Annotated in this window: 12 protein-coding genes; 1 reads left to right on the top strand and 11 read right to left on the bottom strand. The window is 24.5% G+C overall.

Features of this window, described 5'->3' with window-relative positions:
* Positions 1–34 precede the first annotated feature (34 nt).
* The 3 genes from SCORR_RS04055 to SCORR_RS04065 are packed head-to-tail and all read right to left on the bottom strand — an operon-like array spanning position 35 to position 9,020.
* Positions 35–2,035, bottom strand: a complete 2,001-nt coding sequence (locus SCORR_RS04055; RefSeq protein WP_094049401.1) for a hypothetical protein — start codon at positions 2,033–2,035, stop codon at positions 35–37.
* A gap of 55 nt (positions 2,036–2,090) precedes the next feature.
* On the bottom strand, positions 2,091–6,803 hold the full coding sequence (locus SCORR_RS04060) for an ABC transporter permease (RefSeq protein WP_094049403.1): 4,713 nt from the start codon (positions 6,801–6,803) through the stop codon (positions 2,091–2,093).
* Positions 6,804–6,818: 15 nt separating this feature from the next.
* Positions 6,819–9,020, bottom strand: a complete 2,202-nt coding sequence (locus SCORR_RS04065) for a hypothetical protein (RefSeq protein WP_094049405.1) — start codon at positions 9,018–9,020, stop codon at positions 6,819–6,821.
* Positions 9,021–9,256: 236 nt separating this feature from the next.
* On the opposite strand from SCORR_RS04065, the gene SCORR_RS04070 reads away from it, so the two are divergent.
* On the top strand, positions 9,257–10,945 hold the full coding sequence (locus SCORR_RS04070; protein WP_094049407.1) for a hypothetical protein: 1,689 nt from the start codon (positions 9,257–9,259) through the stop codon (positions 10,943–10,945).
* A 150-nt stretch (positions 10,946–11,095) separates the two neighbouring features.
* Here the strand turns inward: SCORR_RS04070 and SCORR_RS04075 are convergent, their stop codons facing one another.
* The 8 genes from SCORR_RS04075 to SCORR_RS04110 form a co-directional block, all read right to left on the bottom strand.
* Positions 11,096–12,490 carry a hypothetical protein gene (locus SCORR_RS04075; RefSeq protein ID WP_094049409.1) on the bottom strand — a complete coding sequence of 465 codons (1,395 nt, stop codon included), beginning with the start codon at positions 12,488–12,490 and terminating at the stop codon, positions 11,096–11,098.
* Positions 12,491–12,524: 34 nt separating this feature from the next.
* The gene (locus tag SCORR_RS04080; RefSeq protein ID WP_094049411.1) at positions 12,525–13,232 is read right to left on the bottom strand and encodes a hypothetical protein; all 708 of its coding nucleotides are present in this window, start codon (positions 13,230–13,232) and stop codon (positions 12,525–12,527) included.
* A gap of 320 nt (positions 13,233–13,552) precedes the next feature.
* On the bottom strand, positions 13,553–16,927 hold the full coding sequence (locus SCORR_RS04085) for a hypothetical protein (protein ID WP_094049413.1): 3,375 nt from the start codon (positions 16,925–16,927) through the stop codon (positions 13,553–13,555).
* Between the two features lie 96 nt (positions 16,928–17,023).
* Positions 17,024–19,120, bottom strand: coding sequence for a hypothetical protein (locus tag SCORR_RS04090; RefSeq protein ID WP_094049416.1), 2,097 nt, complete (start codon positions 19,118–19,120; stop codon positions 17,024–17,026).
* 518 nt (positions 19,121–19,638) lie between these two features.
* Complete coding sequence (locus SCORR_RS04095; RefSeq protein WP_094049418.1) at positions 19,639–20,997, bottom strand: FAD-dependent oxidoreductase; 1,359 nt, start codon at positions 20,995–20,997, stop codon at positions 19,639–19,641.
* Between the two features lie 118 nt (positions 20,998–21,115).
* Positions 21,116–22,333 carry a glycosyl hydrolase family 18 protein gene (locus SCORR_RS05485; RefSeq protein ID WP_094049420.1) on the bottom strand — a complete coding sequence of 406 codons (1,218 nt, stop codon included), beginning with the start codon at positions 22,331–22,333 and terminating at the stop codon, positions 21,116–21,118.
* Positions 22,334–22,348: 15 nt separating this feature from the next.
* Positions 22,349–23,956 (bottom strand): ABC transporter ATP-binding protein/permease, encoded by a 1,608-nt coding sequence (locus SCORR_RS04105; protein WP_094049422.1) that lies wholly within the window; start codon positions 23,954–23,956, stop codon positions 22,349–22,351.
* Positions 23,957–24,013: 57 nt separating this feature from the next.
* Positions 24,014–26,422, bottom strand: coding sequence for a PTS fructose transporter subunit IIC (locus tag SCORR_RS04110; protein ID WP_094049424.1), 2,409 nt, complete (start codon positions 26,420–26,422; stop codon positions 24,014–24,016).
* Positions 26,423–26,469: the final 47 nt, after the last annotated feature.

Here is a 26,469-nt window from a genome sequence, read left to right on the forward strand (position 1 = left end):
TCATTAGTTTTTTTAAAATATTTATAATAAATAATTAATCAAGATCTGATAATACGATATCAAAAGTAAGGTCATCTCTAGTTTTAGTAACAAGTGATGGGTCTAATTTACTTGCAACTCTATATTGAACATTTGTAAAAATAAGCTTCATACTTGTATATCTTGAAAAATCTTCTATCTGAATTGTATTATTTATTTTTATCCAGTCATCATTATCTTTTAAAGCAATTTGAAACTTTGCGCTTAATAATTCAAAATCATTTTGTTCTAATAACTTATTATCTGATACTAGCGAAGAAATAATTTTGTCTTTTAACAATGAAATAATTGGTTTAATTGGAATAGCCGGAACAACCCCTGCTATCATTTTGTTTATCATTGGTAACGCTTTCTCTTTAATTGTACCAGCTAAAGCAGATGCATACTGTCCTAAACCTGATTGAAGTTCTTTAATACTGTTTAATAAACCAACTACATTAATATCAATAAGATCATCAGTACTAATATCTTTTACAATATTTTCTTCATTCATATCAAACAATCCACCATCACGGTCCTTATATATCGCTTGTAATACCCTGTTCACTATTTCTGATGGTGTTACTTTAACGTACTTTAATACTTTACTTAAATAATCATCATTGAATATTGTTAACTTATCGGTACCTAATGCTTTTATAATAATGTCTTTAACAAAACTAGGTGAAATATCTAAATCATTAATATCATAAACAACTTTTATTGTTATTCTAAGATGAGATTTTTCATCTCTTCTCTCTTTATCAAAACCTATCAATAAATCATAAAACATCATATCGATATTTGAAGTTGCGGATCCTAAACTTATACTGTCTCCATCAAAGTTAGCATTATAAATCTTTGATAAAACTTCGTTATCATTTTTTTCTTCAGTAAAAAACTTTAATAAACTATACAAAAGATTATGACTACTATGAAAATAAGAAATGCTATTTTCTACAAAGATTTGGTTTATTACTGATACAACATATGGTGAAATATTTTTTAATACATCTAGAATTGTTATTCTATTTTTACCACCATCATCTTCGATTTTTATTGTAATCATATCACTGTTAAATTTACTTATATCTATTCCCAATACATCTAGAAGATTCACATTTAAAATTTCAGATATTTTTACTTTTATTGGTGCCTCTCCTATTGGAAGTTCAATTTCATCTGGAACACCAAATTCCTTTAATAAATCTCCTAATTTTTTAAATATAAAATTAAAAGATTGTTCAAACTTATTATTAAAATCATTATAAACACTTGAATTATAAGTAGTAAGTTTATTAAGATCCATATTTCCAATACCTTTAATAGTGTCAACAATTTCTGTTAGTGATTTAGAAATACCAGTTGAACTAAGAGTATTTAATAAATCAAGTATATTTAATATTGTTCCTAAAGTAACATTAATTGTCATTCCACTAAAACTGGTACTAATCAGTGATAAATCTAATTTTTTTGCATTATTATTGACGATATTTGTACTACTATTATTACTTAAATTGTTAATTATTTTACTATAAGCATCAAATATAGAAGATGTAAAACTAAACTCCTGTTTAGCTTGAAGGTTATCCAAATAATATAAGCTTAATTTTATTGTACCTTTCGACTGCTCTATATCTTTCAAAGTAACTAAATCTTGTCCTCTTTGAAGGTCTTTTAAAATAGGTAACTCATATTTATCACCTTTATCTAATTTAATTTTAAAATCATCATTTTTAAAGTTTAATTTTTCTTCAACTTTTGTTATCATTTCTTGCAATATAACATCTTTATTACTATCATTAATTTCTTCATTGGTAGTAAAAGTTTCCAAAGCAACTAAATCAAAATCATTAAGTTTCTTCTTAATATTTTCTGGTAAATATGCACCTTTATTTGAATCATCTGAGTCATCAAATAAATCTTGAATTTTACTGCTTGAAGAGCATGAAACTATTGTTCCTAATGGAACTACAGAAATTGCTATTGCTGATAAAATTGAAATAATTCTTTTCATGACTTTTTCCTTCTTTAAGTGAATTATAATACATATACACGTAAAAATATTTTTATTATTGATCGCCAAGTACTTCTGATGGATTTATTTTAGACAACGCTTTCTGCGCAACGTAAATAGAGAATAAGTAAATAGCAAAAATTACTGAGAAAACTATTAATGGTGATTGATAATTAAACAAGTATGGTATAACACTTGATGAATTGGTTGATAAATAATTAAATAAATATTTCAAGACCCCTCAACAAGTTCCAAATCCTATAAAGACGCTTAATAAAATTGGGGTAAAATAGATCATAAAAACCTGTCCCACTAAGTATCTATTAGTATACCCAAGTGTTTTTAATGTTGCAATAAACTTGGAATTCTCATTTATTATGTATACAGAACTTATAAATATGATTATAAAAGACATTGAAAATACTATAACGGTAATTATAATTATTAAACCATTTAATAATTCAGTAACGTTATTTAGAAAGTCTTTTTGTATTTCGACATCTTGGTTATTTAAAATATTATTTTTTATGAAACCATCATTAAAGATATATGATTTAGAATTAGGGTCAATTTCTGTTTTTCCATACAATCCAATAGTGCTATAGTCTCCAAACTCTTGTGTTTTAGAACTACTAAATGTATTATCGTTAATTATATTATTTTTTTTATATTTATAATTAAATGTTGGATATTCATTTTGAAAAATAGTGTATAAAATAGATGAAAATTTCTTATAACCATTAGTATCATGATAATCATCACTTAATTTTATGAATGTTTCTATAAAGTCATCGAATGGATTTTTAGCATTACTATTATATTTTGGATTATCACTTAATCATCCTTGAACTATTTGATTAAAGAAGTCAATAAATGATTCTCATTGTTCAACTGTAAAATCCCCAAATAATTCTTGATTAAAGAAACTTTTTAAGTAGTTTTTATTTGATCATTCAGAAATAAAGTAATTATTAAAGAAATATTTTTGCACTTCATCATATCCTAAAACTCTGTTTGCATTTTCATTAGAAACTCAAGCCTTTGGTTCACCATAACTCCCTTGAACTCCAACTACAACAAAATTTTGATTTGTTTCAGTTTTTTCAACAGATATCTTAGAGTTTCATGAAGCTTGTTGAATTTTTGATGGGTCGTTAATATTACTTATATTACTTACTGCAAAATCAAATTTATCTTTTTCTAAGCACTCTTTAGAAGATTCTATACATACATAGGCAATGTTATTAGATAAATCACTTCCATTTGATCAACCAATATTGTCCTTTGCAATAGAGTAATAATTTTTTTTATACTCAGAGAAAAACTTGTTTGTATTACTTGAATCTGAACTAAAAGTATTTAATCCAGTTTTTACTTGATCAAGTCCGATAGTTTTTTTTAAATTACTCATTTCACCATCACCTGAGTTTATTTGTTTGTAACCAACAAGTTCACTTTTACTAACTTTAATACCATACAAACTATTACCAATATCTAGATTCAACTTTTTCGCCAATGAATTATTAATTACGATAGGAATGGCATTTCCAAAACTAGGGTTAATTTTTTTGAATAAGTTACTTTTAACATTATCTCCATTTGCATCATTCATATCTAATGCAGTTGAGTCAGGATTTAAACCATATATTTTTAGATTGTAAGTTTTATTATTTAAAGAATAAGTACCATTTAACATTGTTCCAGTTTCTTCATTTTCTTTATTATATGGGATTAAGTTAAATGAGAAATTATAATCTTCATTTTTATTAAGAGCATTCTTTATATTATCTTGCACTTCTGAAGGTTCATTAGAATAAAAAGATTGGAATATACTATCACCTAATTTATTTGCATAGTTTATTCAAAATCAGATTAAAATAAAAGTGTTTAATTTTTTTAAAGTAGAACTATCTAAATCCTCTGTTATCAAGGATCTAATTTCTTGATCATCATAATATAATTTGTTTTCTTTAAAAGACTCATTAAAATCTTTATAACTATTCTCAACACTTAACGCTAAATCTTCATTATTTACCATTAAAGAAAAAGGATTTGGATTCTTTACATTATAGACTGAATTAGTGCTATTAAAAATTAAAGTTTTGAAATCTATTTTCTTAATATTGTCTAAATTTAATTCGTATTTTTCATTATAATAATTATTTTTATTTGATAGTTGTAGGTTTGTATTATATTTAGAATAAAATAATTGTAATTCATTAAAGATCTTTTTTAAATTACTTAATGTATCTCCACTATTCACACCACCACTATAATCTATATAATACTGTTCAATCTTAGTTAATAAATTATAATAATCCGGTCATCGATTTAATATATTTAACGCAGCTTGATAACCACTTGAACTCTTAATACTTGTTTCATTATTTGTAAATACTGATATATCCATCTTATTAAGCAACTTTAAATAATCAATTGAATAGTTTTTTCAATCAGAATAACCAAGTTTAGCAATTTCTTGTAATAGTTTTTGTGGGTTTTTTACATTTTGATCGACAACTGGTACATTATATGAGTAAAAATTTCTACTAATATCTCCTGTAATTAAGTCATTAATTATAGTGTTAGAATCATAGTCAAGATTTCCATTACTGTTTTTAGAAACAGGACTTGAGGTATAGTAACTGGTTTGATTACCTAACGCTTCACTATAATCATTTATAACCTTATTATTTTCATTATAATTATAATCATTAATCTTATTGGGGTTATAAGTTTTTAAAAATGTATATGGATTATTTGATACTGGTTGATTATATTCGATAATGTTTTTATAATCTAAACCACTAAATGCTTCCTGTTTATTTTGTGCGATCACAAACGGAACAATAGATAAGAAGGATAATAAAATTGAGGATATGAATATGACCGTTGATGTTGCCATTACTTTCTTAAACGAACTTGAAAACAAAGCTGAGTGAAGTTTTTTATTAAACTTTGAATATGTATATAATGCCTTATAAGCATATAAAAATCTTGAATGTGGTTTTGAAGTAACACCAAATAATAAACTTGACGCATCTCTTCTTAAATACTTTAAAGTATTAATTTGACAAATTAAATAAATTAAAATAATAAAAATAAACATAATTGGAAATACATAAAATTGAATGAATGACATATTCCCAATATTAACATTTAAATAATTTGTCGCAATTTTCAGCACATAATTTTGCGTAAATATTACTGCAATATATGAAGTAAAAACTGCTAAAAATACTATTAAAGTTGGTAAGATTCAAAAGAAATTAGTAAGTTTTGATTTACTACATCCCATAGCTTTAAATGTACCTATTTTTTTTTCTGAATCTTTTAATTCTCTCTTTATAAATTGAGTAACAATAAAGATTATTATAGCAACAATTAAAAAAACAAAAAAGTAAGAAACAAATTTGAAAATAAATAAGATATTGTTATATATACTAATTCTATTAAAGTACTTATAAGTCGAATCATTGATAGCATATAAGACTTTCTTTGATTTTTGAGATATGTTACCAAATCTTAAATACTCATTATTTAATGATTGAATTAACTGTTCGCTATAATTATTAATATCAAAAAATTTACATGAGAAAGAGACTTCTCTATCTGATTCAGAAGCAGCTTTTAGGATTGAGTCATTTGGGTTATAACTGTATAAAGACATAGTTTTAGAAATATCAACCCTAGATAAACCAAAGACTTTTGGTGAAACATAAGCATTTACTTCAGTATTTATATTCGGTATTGGATTTTCTCGATTTTTGTAACTATACATAAAATCAATAGAAGTTCCAAAACCAACTACTTGAAACCAACTTTGATCAGAGTATTTTGATTGATCAATCCCATTTATTGGGTCATTAATATCATTATTTTTTTTTCCAAATGTTAAATCATCTTGATCATTTTTTACAATAAAACTTTTTCCATAATTATCTGAATTAAATCTTACAATATCATTTAATTCAATGTTATTTTTTTTTGCAAAATTGTACTGTAAAACAACTTGTTTTGAAGCCTCGTTAACATTTTCACTAAAAACTTGATTGTTTTTATAAATACTTTCATAAAGAACTAACTTATCAACACTATTGTTTTCATTTACTACTTCTTCAAAATCATCATTAATAGTTGATGATATTAAACCAGTTTTTGTTATAACTCTTGTAGTTAAATCTTTATTATTTAGAGAAACAGTATTGAATAATCTTGATTCTGTTCTTGATCAATCAAAGTAATTATTACCATTAATTACATTATTGTTTTCATCATAAAACTTACCTTTTCTAGATAACGTATTAATTAAATATTGCTGATATAAATCATTATTAGAATAATCTAATATTTTTTCACCACCAATTAATTCTTTTTGATTAAATGATATTTTATCATTTTGATCTACATCAACTATGAAATCTCTTAAATTAGATTTAGCAGATAGATTATTTAAATTGCTATCCACTCTATCATAAAATAAACTTAGTATGAAGCACAATGATGAAGCTATGACAACTAGTAAATATATAAAGAAGATGGAAGCAAAGCTTTTAGACATTTGTTTAACACCAGATTTGATAATTAAACTGTTTAAGCTCTTTTTTCTTAATTTTTTTGTTTTTTTGTTTTTAAAACCAAGTTCCGATTCTTCAGACTCTATTTGATCACTTTGTTCATCTATAGAATTATCATTATTTTTAAAAAAACTTATACTACTATCAAAATTTAAATCATTATCAGCCTTTTTTGTTTTTTTCTTTATCATTTAATTTCACCAATTCTATTTACTTTCAACCGATATACCATATATTGTAAATTTATACCAAGTATCGAAAGAATCACACGTACTTCAATCACTCATAGAATTTGAAACGGTGAAACTAAATATCAATGATTGATTATCTCCATCTACACTATTTTTTCTAACATTTACTTCAAATCTTGAAGTAATTCCAAGTGTATCAGATTTATTACACATTCCTCAAGATCTTGTTCTAAAACCAACTCTTTGATTATTAAACTTACCACCTGTATCAATTTCGCCCGTTCAAGGATTACCATTACTTGACAAACTATTAATAGTACTTATTGGAATATCTAATATTGAGCTTGTGCTACCCCCAATTGATGTCCCTGTATTTTCAACACTTCCTGTTGATGCAAGTTTGCTAAGAGTAATTTTAGCAAACAATCTTAAATATGAGTTACTTTTATAATAATATAATGTTGAAATTGATAAAGGGACTATGTAATTAAAGTTAAATTTTTGTTCTCCTCCTGAATCATTTATATAATGAGTTCCAAATGTACTACTATCCTGTATGTGTGATTTTGTAATTACTTCTGTTGATGAGTTTCTAACAGCATTAGCCACTGTGGATATATCTGTTTTAGTACCTCGATTATTAAAATCTGTTTTAAAGCTAACATTTACACTATCATAAAATTTTAATGAATCTTCTTTAGCTTTTATTTCAACTGAGTCATAAGTTAAACTATTGACATATACGTTATTTAAATCAAGTGATGTTGATATTCTATCAATTACTTCTTGTTTATTTGTTCAGTAAAAACTTCCTAGATTTTTATTTTTAATTACATCACTTACATTTTTCCTTTTGACTCCATAATTTAAATTTACGCTTCCTTCATAACCACTTATTGTTAGATTATATGATGATGCTACTCTTTGTTGTGATGATGTAAAATTTTCATAATTTATATTGCTTACTATAAAACGATTATTATCATTTATTTCATCTAACAAGAAATTACTTTTTTTAGTATTTTCAACGATTTGGGTATTAGGATTGTATTTGTTATATTCTTCTATATCACCAAGTTTGTTTGTCTGAATTATTCCACTAAGTGTTTTACAATCATAATTTACAGATATTTCTTGTGATAATTTTATGTTATTTTTTAATTTAAATTTAGCAGATTTTAAATGATATTCTGTAACTTCTAATGCTTCATCTTTGTTATCTGAAAGGTAACTTTTTAATAAAGGGTTCATTTCAACTACTTTGTTTACAATTTCAGTTTTATTAATATTGTTTAAATAACCCAATGAACTTGTATCAATTAAACAGTTTAAGTTATCAATTTTAAATGATAAATCAGAGTAATTGACCTCAAGGTCATTTGTATTAAGTAGTAATGTTGCAGAATTATAACTACTATTATCACTTTTTACAGAAAAACTATTTTTAAACTTTTCAATAATTGCAATATTTTGATTTTTTTGGTTTGCAGTAATAACCTTATTAACAATATCCTCATGTTTTATAGTACTAACATCCCCAATGTTCTTTACTAGTATTAATGAGTCAAGATTACTAATTTTATAATTAATTGTTATTTTATTATTATCACTTCTCCCAGTAGGTTTTCCGCCAGAATTAAATACTAAATAAGAGCTTTTTAGGTCGTTATATTCTATGCTGAATATTGATGGTAGGTCAACATTTAGAAACTTCTTATTCATAGATTTAAATTTATCAAAAATGGAGCTATCATCCAGTTTGTTTATGTTACCAATGTCTATATTATCAATTAATTTATCTAAGTTTTTTAAAGTATAGGTTACATCTACAAAACCTACAAAACCTTCTAAAGTAATTCTTGCATTTGATAGAAAAACGCTTTTTATATATATATCTTCAGTATTTAAACTAAATATTTTATCATTTGAATTGTTCATTTTTAAGAATTGATCTGCTATATCTGCTGTAATTTCACTTTTACCAGATAGATTAATTATTCCTAAATTTTTAGTTACCTCTCCGTTTTCGTCCATAGTATTAAGGTCATTAAAACCTTGGTTTGATTTAGAAATATCACCATTTGAATTATTTATATTATTATTTGGAGCTTGATTTACGTGACTATTATTAAAAGATAATATAATAAAGAATAAAGGTACTACAAGTACTGTTAAACAAAACATGCTTATAGAAGTAAATGTTAATAATTTTTTCATAAAGTCCTCCATTAACTATTAATATACTACTAATATAACTAATAAACCACATTTATATAATTACTAAAATTATTTTTGTATTTATAAAATAAATATTATCTTTAAATAAATTTAATAAATAGCATTTTTCTAATGTTTTTATTTTTATTTCTGAATAATAAACACATTAATAAAAGAAAAGTTTGACTTAAACAAAAAATATGTGTAATATATAATAACTTAATAAAGGGATAAAAATGAAGAAACTAATTAAATCAATACTTACAATAATTTTTTTTATTATAAATTTAAATTACTTTAACTTATACGTGATAAATAGACACGATTTAGTAAATAAAAATTATACAATAGATAACAAAAAAATGGATGTATCTAATAAAGTTGAAATAATGTGAGGAGGAATCTCTTTACAATATTTTATTTTTAAACACTCTAATATTACAACCAACCAATATATTATTTCGCTTGCAAATGGAATAATTGATACATTAAATAATGATAAAGATGAATATAAAAAGCAAATAAATGTATTTTATATGTATTTAATATCAAACTTATTAAACTTATCCATTTATGGAATTTCAAGTTATAAAGAATTTTTTGCAGAATCATATTCCCGTTGACAAACTACGAATGATAATATGAAAAATAAGAGCTGGGAAATACTTAATTACTATTTTTCAAATATTTATAACAAGCTTAAAAACAGCTTTACAGGAACTATAACTAATACAGAATGAACAAATATTAAGAATGAAATAGATCATGATTTTGAAAATGATGAGTCAAAAAAATTAATTTATAACACAAACCTAAATAAAAAATCAAATGATTTAGATTCTAATAAATTAATGTATAAAAGCGATAAATTTGGGATGAGAGACTTTGAGGGATACAAGAAAAACGATTTGTCATATGGTCCTAACGTTTTATATTCAGCATATAATGTTTGAAATCATATTGTTGGTGGAAAAAATATAATTGCATTAAGTGATTTTACGTATTCACCTAGAAAATTTAGTGAAATTAATCTTCAACAATTAGCAAATATATATAATTTATACTCATTTGATTTTGATAAATTGGGAAATCTTAATAACGATATATATACAAAAGCTTCACAAAAGTCTATCGAATCATTTAATAGATTAAAAAATGATGAAAAGCAATTTAACAGTTTTAATGATTTAAATGAATATTTTAAATATAAATCAAAAATTAATGATAAAAATTATTCTAATATTGACATTAAAAATACTTTAGACGCAATGAAGGATTATTATAAATGAGATGATAGTAAACTACTTATATTAAAACAACACGTTTTAGATCTATTTAATGTAGCATCTAAAATTTCAACTTATAAAAACAAACCATATATTTTAAATTATTTGATTGGATTTATAATTTCATGAGATTATCCCTTGAAAGGTTTGCCAAATGGTGTAATGGCATATACAGCCAATAACATAACAACTGTTTCTAATAGTAAATCAACTTATTACTCATATCTTGTATTTACTGGTAAATCATTAACTCAATATAAAGAAGAAAAAGATAATAATGAATACTCTCGCACATGATGAAGCAGTCCCAATATTTACGCTACATTAGATCATGAAATGGGTCACGTATTAGATGGTTATCTTAGTCAAAATGAAATTGCAACAATTAATTTAGAAACTAATTATTCTAGTATAGTAGATAATAATTATATTAAGGAACTATATTTAGGTAATATATTTGGCATCGATAATTATAAAACTGAAACAGAGACTGAAACTAATACTCCTAATAATGACGTTGAAAACATTGAAAGTGGTAATTCAAATATTTATATTTTTTTGGCAGGTAGTATTTTTATATTAATTACATTAATTTCATTTATTCTATTAATTTATAAGAAGAAAAAGAGAAAAAAATAAGGAAAAATGATCTACTTTTATATAAAAAAAACTAAATAGTCTTATTAACTATATAGTTTTTTTTATATAAAATTTTAAAGATGATATAGACAATTTAAATATCATTTTTATTATTTAATAATTTACTAATATATTCTATAAGATATTATCTTAAACTGTGTATTTGAAAATTATTTCACCATATACAGCAAAGTCTTTATCAAATTTTTCTTGTCCAGATTTAACACTAACTTTAATTGTTTTCTGAGTTTTGTCAATAATTACATCAAATATTGTATCAAACTTATTGATAAAATCTTTTGAAGATAATTTTCCTTTATTAAGAATATAATACTCAGTCTCAACTTTTTCTTGATTGTCAAATATAAATGACATATTTCCCTCTTGGTCATACAAATATTCATCTTCTCAATAACTTTTAAACTGATTTTTGGTATCAGTAATAGAATTAAATATCTCAGTATATAAAGTATTATCTATATTTTCCGATGTTATTTTAATTGTGGGTTGGAATGTTGAGTCATCATTTTTTGACATTTTAGATAAATCTCATTTTGTGTAACTATTCACTTCTTCTTTAAATGTATATTTAACTTTAATATCATTTGAAGCGTAATCAGAATTAATTACAGTATTAATAGTTGCTTCAGTATCAGCATATGATGTAACCTCAAATTGTTTTTTTAAGTTGTCATCTATTATACTGTTCTTATTATAAAATGCATTTAATATTGCTATTTTAGTCATATAATCATCATTTTTATTACTGATTTCTATATCCCCTAATTCAGTAACTTTTACAATTTCATTAACAGGTTTTTGTGTTTTTATTTTTATAATTGCTTCACCTTTTATATGAATGCCAGCAATATTATTTTCTTTACCATTTTTAGCTGTTATTTTAATATGATCAACTTGATTAGACTCATTTGGGTTCTCAAATACATTATCTTCACTATCTAAAAAAACTATATTTGCAACATCTAAAATTTGCTCATACGATATAGTAGTTCCAAGCATTTTGGCCATGTCTAATAAAGGTACTACAAATCTTTTAATTGACGACATAATATCTTCAGATTTATAACTCGGCACCATTAAATAACCAACATTGTAAGTATTAGGTCTTGCAACAGCACCTAATCCTGTATTGTTTATTACATCTTCTAATATTGATACATTAAAACTTAATCTGAAATTAAATTTAACTTCTACACTTCCTTTATAATTTTTTGAACTACTACTAGCCTCTAATTTAGCACTATTATTGGTTGGATCACCAACTAAAACCACATCACTTTTAGTAAGTGTTCAACCTTCATTTTTATTATTTATAGCATTAATTAAATCATCAATTGTAATTTTAGTTGCTAAATCAGCCGAACCATTTACATCTCCTAAATCTTTTACTTGTAAATCATTTAAATCACGCTTAGCAGCTGTATCATCTTTTTCCTCGCTTGCGTTATTTCCACATGAAATAACCATAGCACTACTTGATGTTGATAACCCTAAAATAGTTAATAAACTTAATAATTTTTTCATAAATTCTCCTTCTATTTTTAAATACAATAAAAAATTAAAATAGTATTAATATTAATAATGGGGGCATGGTTCCTTTCTTTTTAATTTTAAGTTTATCACTAAAAAATAGAAAAACTTTAATTAACTTTTCAAAATTGTATAATTGAATTGAAACAAGTAAGCTGTTTTGGAATATAATATTTAGTTTACTATAATCATCAAAACTCTCTAAATTAGAAAAATTTAGTAGTTCATAATAAATATTATTAGGTATATTATATTCTAACAGTTTAATTTTTTTATAATTACATAAAAAAACAAGCGAAATAAATAAAGAGAATATAATCATATTTAAAATTAGAAATAGAGATACCAATACTATGATTGAAGTAAATAAATCAAAATTATTTATTTTGTTACATCAATTAAAAATTTCACAAACCCTAATCAATATTAGAGGTACTAATACTAACATATAGCTTCTTAAGAACCTAAGATTTTCTTTAACTAAAAAATTTATAGATATATTCTTAAAATTTTTTAATTTATATTTATTAATTATATTTACTATTAATGAAAATTTAAATGCTAAATATGAAGATAATACAACAACAGCAATAATAAAAATAAAATTATTAAAATGCTCAAGTATATAAATAATCTTAAGCACATTTATTTTTAATTGAAATAATGCATTTATTAAATAAATAAATGCAAATATTGTCACTATTGTAATAATTATTTTACTTCAGTTTCTTTTCATAAAATTCCTTTTTTTGATTATAACCTTTTATAAAATTAAATCAAATTATAAATGGATTTTAAATAATAAATAGTTAGTAAAATAAATAACTTTATCAAAAAAGTAAATAATATGAAATCATTACCTTGCAAGAACTATAAAAAACAAAATGGTAATTTTAGAACGAAAAATACAAATAATTTAGTTCATATTATTTTTAAAGTTGATATAAATTACCGAACTAAAAAAATAAATGCTCTTTAAATATATTAATATAATAAAAAACAATATCATAAGATATTGTTTGTCTATTTATGGTTGTCATTAAAGGTTATTTTTTCTTATTTCTCCATTACTACTATTGTAACTTTTCCATTATAGTTATTTATACCATTTATAATAATAATTAATTTATCTTCAACTTGAGTTGAATCTTGTGTTAATCTATAATCTCTATCTCTAGTTAAGTTGTATTTAGATTTTAGTAAATTAATTATTTGATCTTGTCCTGAGCTTAAATAATTAGTATAATAAACTCCGTTTTCAAAGGGATATTGATCAATATCTATAATTTTTTCTATAGATGTTGTTTTTTTGCTTTTTGAGGTGAAGTGTAAGTTAACCTCCCCTTTATAACCTTGAGTACCTTTTATTATTACTTCATCATCTCATATCATTTTAATAATAAAGTCTTTTTTGGTTATACCAGTAAATGGATTTAACTCTTTTAATTTCATATAAATATCATCAACTGTTATATCTTCATAATATTTATTAATATTACCTAAATTAAATACTGATAAATCATCTTTTAATTCCATTGATTTTGCATTAATTACTGTATATGTTAGTTTAACTTTTCCTTTTTCGAAACGTTTCTCAGTAGAATCAATAATTGACTGAAATTTATTGTTAGAATCTAAATCATCTGTAAATAATATATCTGTTTCATCAATATTAATACCTGGGTTAGCACTTGTTATTGCCGATGCAAGTTGTTTTAGATTTGGATAAGCTGTTTCATTATTTAAATTAATTACTCCTAAGTTTGTAACTTTTATTTTATCTTTTAAGTAAGGATAAATCTCTTGATTTATTAAATTATAAGTTACTGAAGCTTCTCCGTAATATTTTTCACAACTCTCTTTAGCTTTAAAATAAGCACTTGTATAAGTTGGATTAGGGACAAGTTCATATTCATCTGCATTTAAACCTAACTTTAAGGAATTATTAAGTTGTTTAATAATATCTTGTATATTTGGTAGTTTTTTCTCGTAATTTAAATCTATTAATCCAATACTTGAATTAGTTGAAATAAGATCAGCAAGGTTTTGTTTTTTGTAGTTTTTTAATTTATATTTGTACAAGACATGTTTAGAACCTTTGAATTTTTCTGAAGTTTGATCATTACTTATTATATAAACACTTGTATCACTTTGACTATTTTTTTCAATTTCTACGTCACTTGTTTTAATAGCATCAATTCCAGATAGATTGTTTATAATATTTATTCTGTCCACTAACTCAGTTAATGATGGAGCATATTCATTACCTTGTAAGTCAAATGTACCAAGATCTGATAAACTTGCGTATAATTTTAAAGATACTCCAATTAATGTATATTTCAATTCAGCATCACCTGTAAATACTTTACCGGTTCCACGTATTATAGCACCATTATTTGTGACACTTACAATTTCAAAGTCACTTAAAGATAAGTATTGTTTAGCTTCAATATTTTCATTAGTATCTTGAATTGCTTTTAATAAGTCTGATTTTTCTGGATACAATTTATTTCCTAATAAATCAATTTTACCAATACTTCCATTTTTGACAACAGTAGTTAATGGTGTTGTGTGTGTTGTTAATTTATATTTCAGATAAACTTCGCCTGTGTAATTACTATTATCAGGTGCAAATATTGTACACCCAGTATCAGTTTTATCTTTAAAAGCTACTTCATTTGAGGCAAAACTTCTTGGTATTGTATCTTTATTTAAATCATATATTTTTTTTCTTAAATCATCATCTGATGGTTTATCCATATTATATTCAATATAGAAAATTGTTAAATCAGTAACAAGTATTACATCTTTTAATTCAACTTTTTTAGCATTTTTTATAGTATAGGTTACGACAATTGAACCTGTTAAGTTTTTTGCAAAGTCAAACGCTTTTAGTGTTGCACTATTAAAAGTTCTATTTAATACTTCTAAATCATTAATATAATCTTTAACATCTTGATACCAACTTTTTCCTACTTGTTTCTCAATAAATCTATTTTTAATATCCATTTCATCTGGGTATGAGTTAGATCCATTTAAATCAAAGATTCCAAGATCAATTGTTTCACCAATTGTAGAAATATCGAAAACTTCTCTATTCATGACTTGAAAATTGATTGTAATCTCAGATCCACTAATTAAGTATCTACATTTATCATTGACCTTAAATGTAGCTGAAGCAACAACTTTTGTATCTTCACTCGGTTTTGAATTGTTAATTTCTCCTGGGACATATTGTCTATCATTTTCATCTATAAAAAAAGATGGACTCTTGTCAGGTTGTTTTAAAAAGTTTTTAACAATATATGTTTGTGAGTTATCACCTGATATGAATGATTCAGCAATTTGATCTCAACTAGGTGTTCTACCTTTACCTTGCATATCAATGTTAGCAGTTTGAAAGTCTTTGTTTAGTGAATAACCTTTTGAAACAAAGTTATCTGTAATGTTATACTTTTTAACATTTTTTAATGAGTATTCAAAAGCCATTTCACCATAAAATAATTTTGATGAATTATCATTTACTTTTAAACGTATATTAGTTTCAACGTTGTCAGTGCCTTTAATTATATTGTTAAAAGAAGTTACATCAATATCTTGCTCTGTAATAAATGGTTTATCACTATTGCTTTTGTTAATAGCCTCTAATAATTGATTTAAACTAGGTTTGCAATCTAAGTAATTTAAATCAATCTCTCCAATCTTTTTTTTGTATGTGGCAAGATTTATTTTGTTACTTTTATCTTTAATTACAGGATTGTAAATAACATCTCTGTTTCCAGTAAAATAAATCGATGTATCTTTAGCTTTTAGGTTAATGGTTAGACTTTGATTGCCATTATTCTTTTTAGGTTCCTTATAAGAATACTCAAAATTATCGTTAATAATTTCATTAATATCATTTGCATCTAACAAAGTTTTAAAAAAATCCATATTTTCTTTAATTTGTGTTAGTGAATTAACACTATACTCTACTGAAGGAGGTGTTTTAATATCACCATCCATTAAGTTAACATCTCCAATATTATTAACCTCAATATTAGTTAAGTTAATCTTTTGAGGATTTGTTATATTAAATTCGATTTCTGACTCACCAGAATATTTATTTAGATTAGCAGCTTTAATTTTAATTTCTTTTGTTGAGTTAAATATATTATCTAATGATTTATTATTATCTTCAATAATAATATCACCATCTTGAAGATCTATATTATTTGTATTATTTATATAACTTAATATTGTTTGGTTATCTGGTTTAATCATTTTAAAGTCAAGATCGACAGCACCCAATTGTTTTTTACTTATATAATCATTTAGATCTATTTTCCCTTCTGATGAGTTTAATGATCCAAATACAACAAAGCAACTTACTACAGTTATAGAAACAGTAGAAAACTCAAATGTAGTAAGCGCTATTAATAACTTTTTCATATAATGTTAAACCTCCTAGATAATCAAAATTGTTAAAATATTATTTTTTATGTTACTGAATATATTAAATAAGTTAATAATATGGATAAAACGAACTTAAGAAATATTAATATAATTGACACTAAATTGAGTTCTTATTGTTTGGCCATAACATTCAACACCTTTGCTAATATTAAAATAATTAGTAGCATACATATAAAAATCACCGTTACTTAAAAATTTTATATCATATTTGACTATACCATCAACTGTTCTATACCCAGTAGAACCACTTGGACAAGTGTTAAATCACCCACCATCACGATTTCTAATTGGATAATTATTAAATGTTGTTTGAATACTTCCGGAAATACCACCATCAATAACTTGACTTAGTGGTATGTTTAATTCACCTGATTTATCAAATTCATGTAATTTATTTGAATCAAATTTAAGATCTCCATATTCGTCACTAGCAAGTTTAGTGGTTAAATATTCATAACCTACTTTTAAATACTTATTATTAACATTAGTAAATGAGTCTCTTTTTATTCCTAAATTATATTTAGTACCTAATGACATCTCAAGTTTTGCAATGTTTGAAGTACCCTGATTTTCTCCGAGGTGAATTGCTAAATAAGCTCTATTTCCAATTGAACCATTTCCATTATAACCATAGTCACTATCATTATTATCTAAAACTTTTGCAGAAATTCCTGATGTTCTACTTAGGTTTGTGCCAAATGATATTGATACTTCGCCATAGTATGTTAGAGAACTATTTTTAGCACTTACTGAGAAATTGTCGTATTTCGTAACATTTATTTTATTAAGTTCGTTTAAATCAATATTATTATTTTTTTGTTTAAATATATTTATTATGTCATTTGAATTATTTCAATTTATATCATTACCTAATGACTTGTTATATACCTCGTTATTTAGATCAGTTTTTAGTATTGAACCTTCAATTTTTTCTAATCCATTATAATTTCTTATACTTAAATTAAATGAAACTTCACCAAGTTGATTATTTGATGTATTTTTAGCATTAATATTTTGAATTATTAAATCATTTTTATTTAGTTCTTTTAAGTAAGGATTTGTATTAACTAATGAGTTTCTAATTAACTCAACTGCATTATCTTGGTTATAATGAGTAAGTTTTGAAGAAAGTGAATTACTTTCAAGTAATACTGAAATATTATTAGCTTTATGTAAGAAAGTATAATCTTTGTATATTGATGTACCCTTTTTGCTCAATCTTATTAGTGAGTTATTTAAGTTTACCTTTAGAACTTCAATACCCAGGCGATTACTCTTATTATAATCTTTTAATATTTTATTATTATCTAGTAAGTTATTTATTATGTCAGCTTTTTTAAAAGACCCTATTTCACCAAGACTAGTATTATTAATCGCATATGAAAAGTCATCAATTCTATAGTTTATATTTATTTTTGTTACCTGATCAAATGAATTAGTAGACATTATTATACAACCATTATAACTAAAACTATCTTTTACAATAGATATAATTGATTTATCTAGATTTAGAATTGGATTTATTTCATAAATATCGTTTAATATTTCGGTGCTATTATATGGGTTTTTTACGTTTTTTTGAATAACAGTATTTGTTACAATTGTTCTTAGGTTTTGAGGACTAATTGCAAATTTACTACTAGAGTTTAAAATTTTTGAGTAAACACTAAATTCATTTATTGAATTAAATTCATATGTTAAATTTGATTTATCAAATAATGAAAAATCTGTGTTTTTATTTTCTATAGCTTGAACAACATTATTAATATCATAACTTGTTTGTATACCCAAATCATTATTATCAAATAAACTAGATAGACCACTAGTAGTAAAATTTACATTAATGTATCCAATATAATCATCAATAGTTAATGTTGCTGAATTCTCATTAAATACTTTGACGTTTACTTTTTTATCTGAGAATATTTTATTAGCATTTTTGAAACTATTAATAATTGATAATGTTTTTAATGATTTAAGACTTCCAATGCTTTTATTCAAGTTTTTAATATCATCTAAATACTTAAGTCCACTTTCTTTTTGGTTATTACTAGTATTTTTATCTTGGTTTAATTCTACAGAATTAACCTCGCTATTTTTAATAAAGGGTACTACAGAAAATGATAACCCTAATATTGTCGCACTGACTAAAAATAAATTTCTTTTCATCTCTAACTCCTTTATACTTAGCATACACTTATTAAGTAATTGTTGTCATTTTTATATAAAGTTAAAAATCATTTTATTTCTATGAATTTTTTTATAAAAGACTTATTAACTAATTAATCATTAAAATTTCTTATTGATTTTAATTATGTTTTTAATATGAAAGTTTATTATTATTTATCATTTATAAAATCTAAGTTTTTATATATAAAGTAACTTTATATTTTTACATCATTAATTTACTTACTTTATTTTTATTCATTTCTAGAAATAAAAAATCTCATAATTGTGTAAAAAATACATTTATGAGATTAAATATTTATATTGTGATAGTATAAGAGATTATAATTAAAAATTATTATTGTATGCTACTAATTTTATTAGAATAAATAATGGGTATAATAATAATTTTATATATTTCTATATACTTTAATTAAAATTAAACTTAATTATATTTTGATGAAATAAAAAACTAGTGAATAATTCACTAGTAAATATAATTTTTTAATAAAAACAATAATTTATTTTTTAAAGTAGTTTAATCCAAGAACTTCTAATGCAGCTAGTGTAACAAAGTTATATGGTTTATTGAAGTGAGGCAAGAAGAACATGTCAACAAGCGGCAATTCATCAATAGTCATATTTTTTTGAATAGCTAAAGATAGCATGTGTATTATTTCAGTGTGATTAGCTTCTGAACCAACTTGTGCTCCTATTAAAACTCTCGTTTTTTTATTTCATAACAGTTTTAATCAAACTTGTTTTGTTGTACTCATAAATTCAGGTCTATCATTATCAGTAAATAATATTGAATCAAAATCCATCCCTAATTTTCTTGCAAAGTTTTCTGAAACTCCTGTTGAAGCCATACTAAATCCGAAAACAGATATAGCATTAGCACCTGTGAATCCCATTTGAGGAGCTGTATTTTTTGTTGCAATGTTGATTGCTGCTAATATTCCTGATCTAACTGCGGTTGTAGCTAATGCAATTTGAGTATTTTTTCCTTGTGTTAAATTCATTACCTCAGCACAATCTCCAATTGCATAAATACTTTCATTAGAAGATTGCATAAATTGGTTTGTCTTAACGATTCCTCTGTTATCAAGTTCAACAACACCTTGTAAAAGCTTTGTTTGTGCTTTAATTCCTACAGATAAAACTGCATAATCGACATCAACTATGTTTTTATCTGTTTTAATTTGTTTTAATTTACCATTCTCACCAATAAACTCAACAACTTTTTGTCCTAATAAACTATTTACTTTGGCATCATCCATTCTTTTTTGAACATGATTAGATAATTCTGCATCAAAATAATTAGGCATAATAGCATCTTCAACATCAATTAATGTTACATTTTTTTTGCTTTCAACGAATGCATCTACTAACTCTACACCAATATACCCAGCACCTATTACAGCAACGTTTTTAATTTTAGCATCTTCATTTGCTGCTTTAATTTTTTGTGCATGGTAATAATTTTTACAAATTTGAACACCATCTAATTCAATTCCTGGAATTGGTGGAAGAACTGGTCAAGACCCAGTAGCTACAATTAACATATCATAGTTATCTTCAAATTCTTTATTTGTCCCTAAATCTTTAATAATAATTTTTTTAGATTCTGCATCTAAACCAATTCATTCATGATTCTTGTGAACTTTAATTCCTTCACTTTGTAATATTTCTGGAGATGCATAGAATAATTTATTTGGTTCTTTAACTTCTCCTCTAACTCATAATGCAATACCACAACCTAAAAATGAGATTACATCACTCTTTTCATAAGCAACAACTTCTATATCTTTATTTAATCTTTTTAATGTTCTAGCAGCTACTGTACCTGCATGGTTTATTCCTACTATAATTACTTTCATAATTACCTCCATTTAAAATTATTTCCAAATAAATATTTTATATCAAAATTTTTTATTCTATATTAATATTACTACTAATAAAGCAAATGTTAAATTAAATTTTAATATAATTATTTAATTAAATTTTAAATGTTTTTTCGAACCAACTTGCATAACTTCATTTTTCAAAATAAGTATTTTGACCACTTCCGGAAGGTAAAACACCACTATATGAATCATAGTTAACTGCCCAAGTCATTAAACCTCTAATATTAATATTATCTTCTTTTAATAAATTATATACTTCTTCAATAGCTTCTTTATAAGCCGAACCCTTTCCTGCAGGTTCATTTGTTGAAGCTCCAATAACGAATTTATCAGCATCTATTTTATAAAAATTATTATAATTACTATTTGTAAAAGTGATGTATTTTGTTAATAAATAATAAAATTTTCCTCTATTTAAATAATCATCATTTTGAATAATAGAACCTGTATTAATATTAAATTTTTTTGCTTCATCAGATTCTACATATGGACCTCATGCTCATCCATTATACATTTGTGGGTTTATTCAATCATAGTATCCTTCAAGTTGTTTAAAAAAAGGAACATAGCTTCTACCACTTGTTTCAGTAGCATTTTTTATGTAAGGCATTTCTGGAGCCATAGTTATGAAGAAATCTTTATTATTACTTGACCACTCATTCTTTATTTCAATTAACACATCTGCTGTAACATTCTGACTTTCCCTATCAGATAAACATTCACCTTCTCAATCAATATCAATACCATCAAAACCATATTCGTTTATAACATTTAGAATAGTTGATTTAAGTTCGGATTTTTGATTAACTCTAAACTTCATCTCAGAACCAGTTTGACCACCCATCGAGAGTAAAACTTTTCTATTTTCAGAATGTAATTTTTTAATACCATCTTTGACTTCAGTTGGATTACTTGGATTATATGAAGGCATCATATAGGCACTACTTGAATATAGAAACGATACATTAACAACGTTATAATTTATGTCTATATCACTAAGTTTTATATTTGTTTGATACTGTCCACCTCAATCATATCAATAACCAACTAATATTTTGTTTGTTTTTCAATTATCATTTGGTTCTGTTGGTTGTTCAGGTTCTGTTGGTTGTTCGGGTTCTGTTGGTTGTTCGGGTTCTGTTGGTTGTTCGGGTTCTGTTGGTTGTTCAGGTTCTGTTGGTTGTTCAGGTTCTGTTGGTTGTTCGGGATTTGTTGGTTGTTCAACGCCAGTTATATTACATGATATTGTTGAAGTTGTTAATGATAAAACAAGTGTTGATGACAACAAATAACTTAATATTTTTTTCATTTTTAACCTTCCTTATTATGATTCTCATCTAAGTTTTCAAGACGCTATGGAAATATAGGTTGCCAATAAGGCAATTGATACAGCTATAAAAATACCTATTTTATAATCAAATATAAATTTACCCGATCAAGCATTATTAAAGGGTTCTAAACAATATTTAAATATATTAATATATGTCGCATATTTTAATATATCACTAGACATAATGAAATCTATTGGCATAAATGTCCCTCCTAAAAAAGCAATTGGGATATATATTACATTAGATATTGCGATATATACTGTTGTTGACTTAAATATACTAGCTAACATTAAACCTAGAGATATTGAAGAAATTAATATTATCAATAAGAAAGGAATTGCTTCTAAAGCTTGATAGGGTGTTGAAATATTATTTCATCCAAATTCTTGACCAAACATTATTCCTGATCACAGTATTGTTCATAAAAATCCAATTAGCATAAACAAAACACCCATAGATACAACTGATAAAATAAAGAAAAAAGGTTTTATGTTTGTTGCACCAATTCTTTTCATTAATACACTATTTTTAAAATCGAGAATCGTTTGAGGAATTATAAATATACCCGTAGAAACAATTTGCATTGCCGAAAGAGAACCAACCAAACTATGTAATAAGGTATAATCTTTAGATCCAGGTTCAATTATTTGCCCTTTGAAAGCGAAACCTTCTAAAAACAGTAAAATTATCGGGAATACAAACATAAAAAATGGTGTAGCAAATCCTTTGTAATAATATTTTAACAATAATACTATTAAAGGTAAATTTTTTCCCTTATTGTTAGCTTTATTTATAATCTTATCAAATCTATTTTTATTATTTTTAGCCCTACTTTCATCAATGTTTTTAGCTTCTTTTTTTAAATCTTCTGATTTCTCTTCTTTAAATTTTTTCCAAGTATAATTATGTACAGAACCATATTCTTTAACAATTTCTGTTACTAATCCACTATCTCTGATTTCACCATTATGAATATAAATATACTTATTGCATAATTCTTCAATCTCACTCATCATATGGGTAACTAAAACTAAAGATTTATTTTTACTGACAACATTTTCTTTAATATAATTAAATATTTCACTTCTAACTTCAATATCTAGACCTGTTGAAATTTCATCTAATATAACTAAATCAGGGTTGTGAATTAAACTTAATAAAATATTAACTCTTTGTTGTTGACCTCCACTTAGGTTAACAAGGAACTTATTTTTAAAACTTTCAATTTGATATGTTCTTAATATTTTAGTTAATTCAGACTCAGTCATTTCTATATTAAAAGTTTGTAAATAGTATTTTATCATGTCAAAAACTGTTATTCCAATTGGATAATGAGAGTCTTGAAATTGTAATCCAATTACCATATTTTCTTGTCTAAAAACTTCTCCACTAGTTGGTTTTCTAATGTTTCCGATAATCTCACTTAAAGTAGACTTTCCGCCACCATTCGCACCAATCACACCAATTCTGTCACCATAATTAATTTCTAAGTTAATATTATTTAATGCGACTCTTGTTTTATATTTTTTACTAACATTAGTAAGTTTTATTAAAGGTTTTGTTTCGTCAACATGCATAACATCGTTTTTTTCATTAGCCATTTATATATTACTCCATTCTGATATATAAACATTTTAACAAAATAAATAACCAAGTTTTTATACTTTAATTTTTTCTTTAAATAAATTTACATATCTTTCATGTAGACTGATTTTAGAATGATATAATTCCTTTTTAAACTCATTACTTATTACTTTTTTTTCTTTACTTATTAAGATTTTATCTTTTAGCTTCATATTTTTAACATTATTTTTTACCGATATAAGTTGTTGTTTTCTTCAATTTTTTAGGCTAGATATATAGGTTTTATAATAAATTTTATTATTTATAGTATCCTTTTTATCATCGATATATAATTCTTTATAATACTTCTTTCCAACTTTTGTTTTTGCTTTATACTCTACTCTCAAAATTCTGATTTTATTATAAATGTCATCTAATTTATCCTTATCAATATCTTTTTGTAAGAACTTTGCTGAACTTTTTAAATCATCTATTTTCTTTGTGTATGCAATCCTTGTATTAATTGTAAAGGTATAATAAGTTTCTTTTAAAGAACCTATTGTTCCTTTTGAATTTATTAATAATAAACTATATATAATAACATTAATAGATACACCAATTAATATTGACAAAAAAAATAGTATAGTCTCTCTGCCATATAATACAAAACCTAAAACAGCAACGATAGGACCACCATGAGATACATTATTATGTATTTTAGAAAGTCCTACTATTCCACCAGTTATTATTCCACCACATACATTTGCAAATACCGCTCTTTTAGGATCTTTTATCGTTAATGGGATAGCACCTTCTGAAATACCAATAATCCCCATTATTATTGCACTAACTCCTGCAGATCTTTGTTCGTCATCAAAATACCTTCTAAGCACTAGTGTAGTTATACCAATACTTATAGGTGCTATAGGTAGACTTGCTCCAATAATTGCCATAGGCTCTGATATTTGTTCATTTAATAAACTTACACCTGTTAAAAAAGTTATTTTATTTATTGGTCCACCAATATCAAAACAAATCATTCCCCCGAGTATCATCCCAAGAATGATCGAAGTAACAATATTGATACTTTGAACATTATATAAACTATATATGAAACTCATAAACTTATGCATAATCCAACCAATTGGACTTCCAATTAAGTAAACAAATATTATTGTTATTCCAAATACTCCAAAAATAGGAATAAAAAATAATCCTAATATATTCTTTAATTTGTTTCCAACCCTTCAACTATTAACTCATTTTGTAAAATTACCAACTAAAAAACCAGATAAAATAGCCCCAATAAAACCAAGTGGTGTAAGTATTGTGGGAATTCCGGGTAACACAAAAAAAGTGTTTACATCGTTTCCTATATAACCTCCCACTAAAGCGGGTGCAATAGCATAATTTCCTCCAATTGACTTTGCAATGAAAGCTGCTAGTACTGGTACCATAAGCATAAATGATGTTGATCCAATATGTTTCATAATAACTAGAGGATTGTTTGGATACTCAATATTATTTGGTCCTCCTACATCAGAGTTTGGTCCTCAAATAATTTTAGCAATAAACAACGATAGTGCTGAGCATAGTCCACCGATAATAATTATTGGTATTAAGTAATTCATACCATAGCTAATATGATTAACTAACCCATAACTTTTATCTTCCTTATTTAAAGTTGTTATAAAATTAATATCCTCAAAATATACTTTTGATTTTAATACACCTTGGTTTAATACATTTAATGGGTCCTTTATAACTTCTATTACATTAGTCTGGTATACTTTTTTTCCTATAAATCTAGTTTTATCAATGTTTGTTTCAGCACCAATTAAAACTATATCAGCCTCGTAAATCTCTTTTGTCGTTAACTCATTTTTAATTGTTTTATAACCTTGTACTTCAACCCTAATTTGATGCCCTTCTAAAGTTAATTTATTTATCAACTTCTCTTCAGCGATATATGAATGTGCCAATCCAAGTTTACAAGAAGTTATAGCTACTATATTTAATGGTTTGCACTTTGTTACAGTGTTACAATTTAATATTGATAAAGGTTTTTTAGATATTAAAAGGTTTTCAATTTCGAAGGTTAAACCAATAGTTTTAATAATATCTCTAAATTCTTTATTTTTTAGTTTTTTTAATAATTCATCAAATATTATATTAGAAATAAAATTTTCTTTTATAGGATGTAAAACAAAGATAAAAAAATTCTTAGTTTTTTCAAATTTATCCGTTTTTATAAGTCTATTATTTTTAACACATATTATAAATGTGTCTTTTATCTCAGGTATAGCGCATTTTTTTAAAATAAAATTATCTTTTGAATATGCAATAATAGAATCATCATAAACACTTTTAAAATTTATATAGTCATTTCTCTCTTTTAAACCAACAGAAGTGTATAACTTTTGACTAATAAAAATAAATAAGTTTTCTATAGACTTAAAATCTTTATTAACATAAATTAAAACATTTTCTTTATTAATTATCATTTTTTCCTCCTAAATAATTATAATATTTATTATCTGGTACCTAATAA

Source organism: Spiroplasma corruscae (genome assembly GCF_002237575.1).
Classification (GTDB): domain Bacteria; phylum Bacillota_I; class Bacilli_A; order Mycoplasmatales; family Mycoplasmataceae; genus Spiroplasma_A; species Spiroplasma_A corruscae.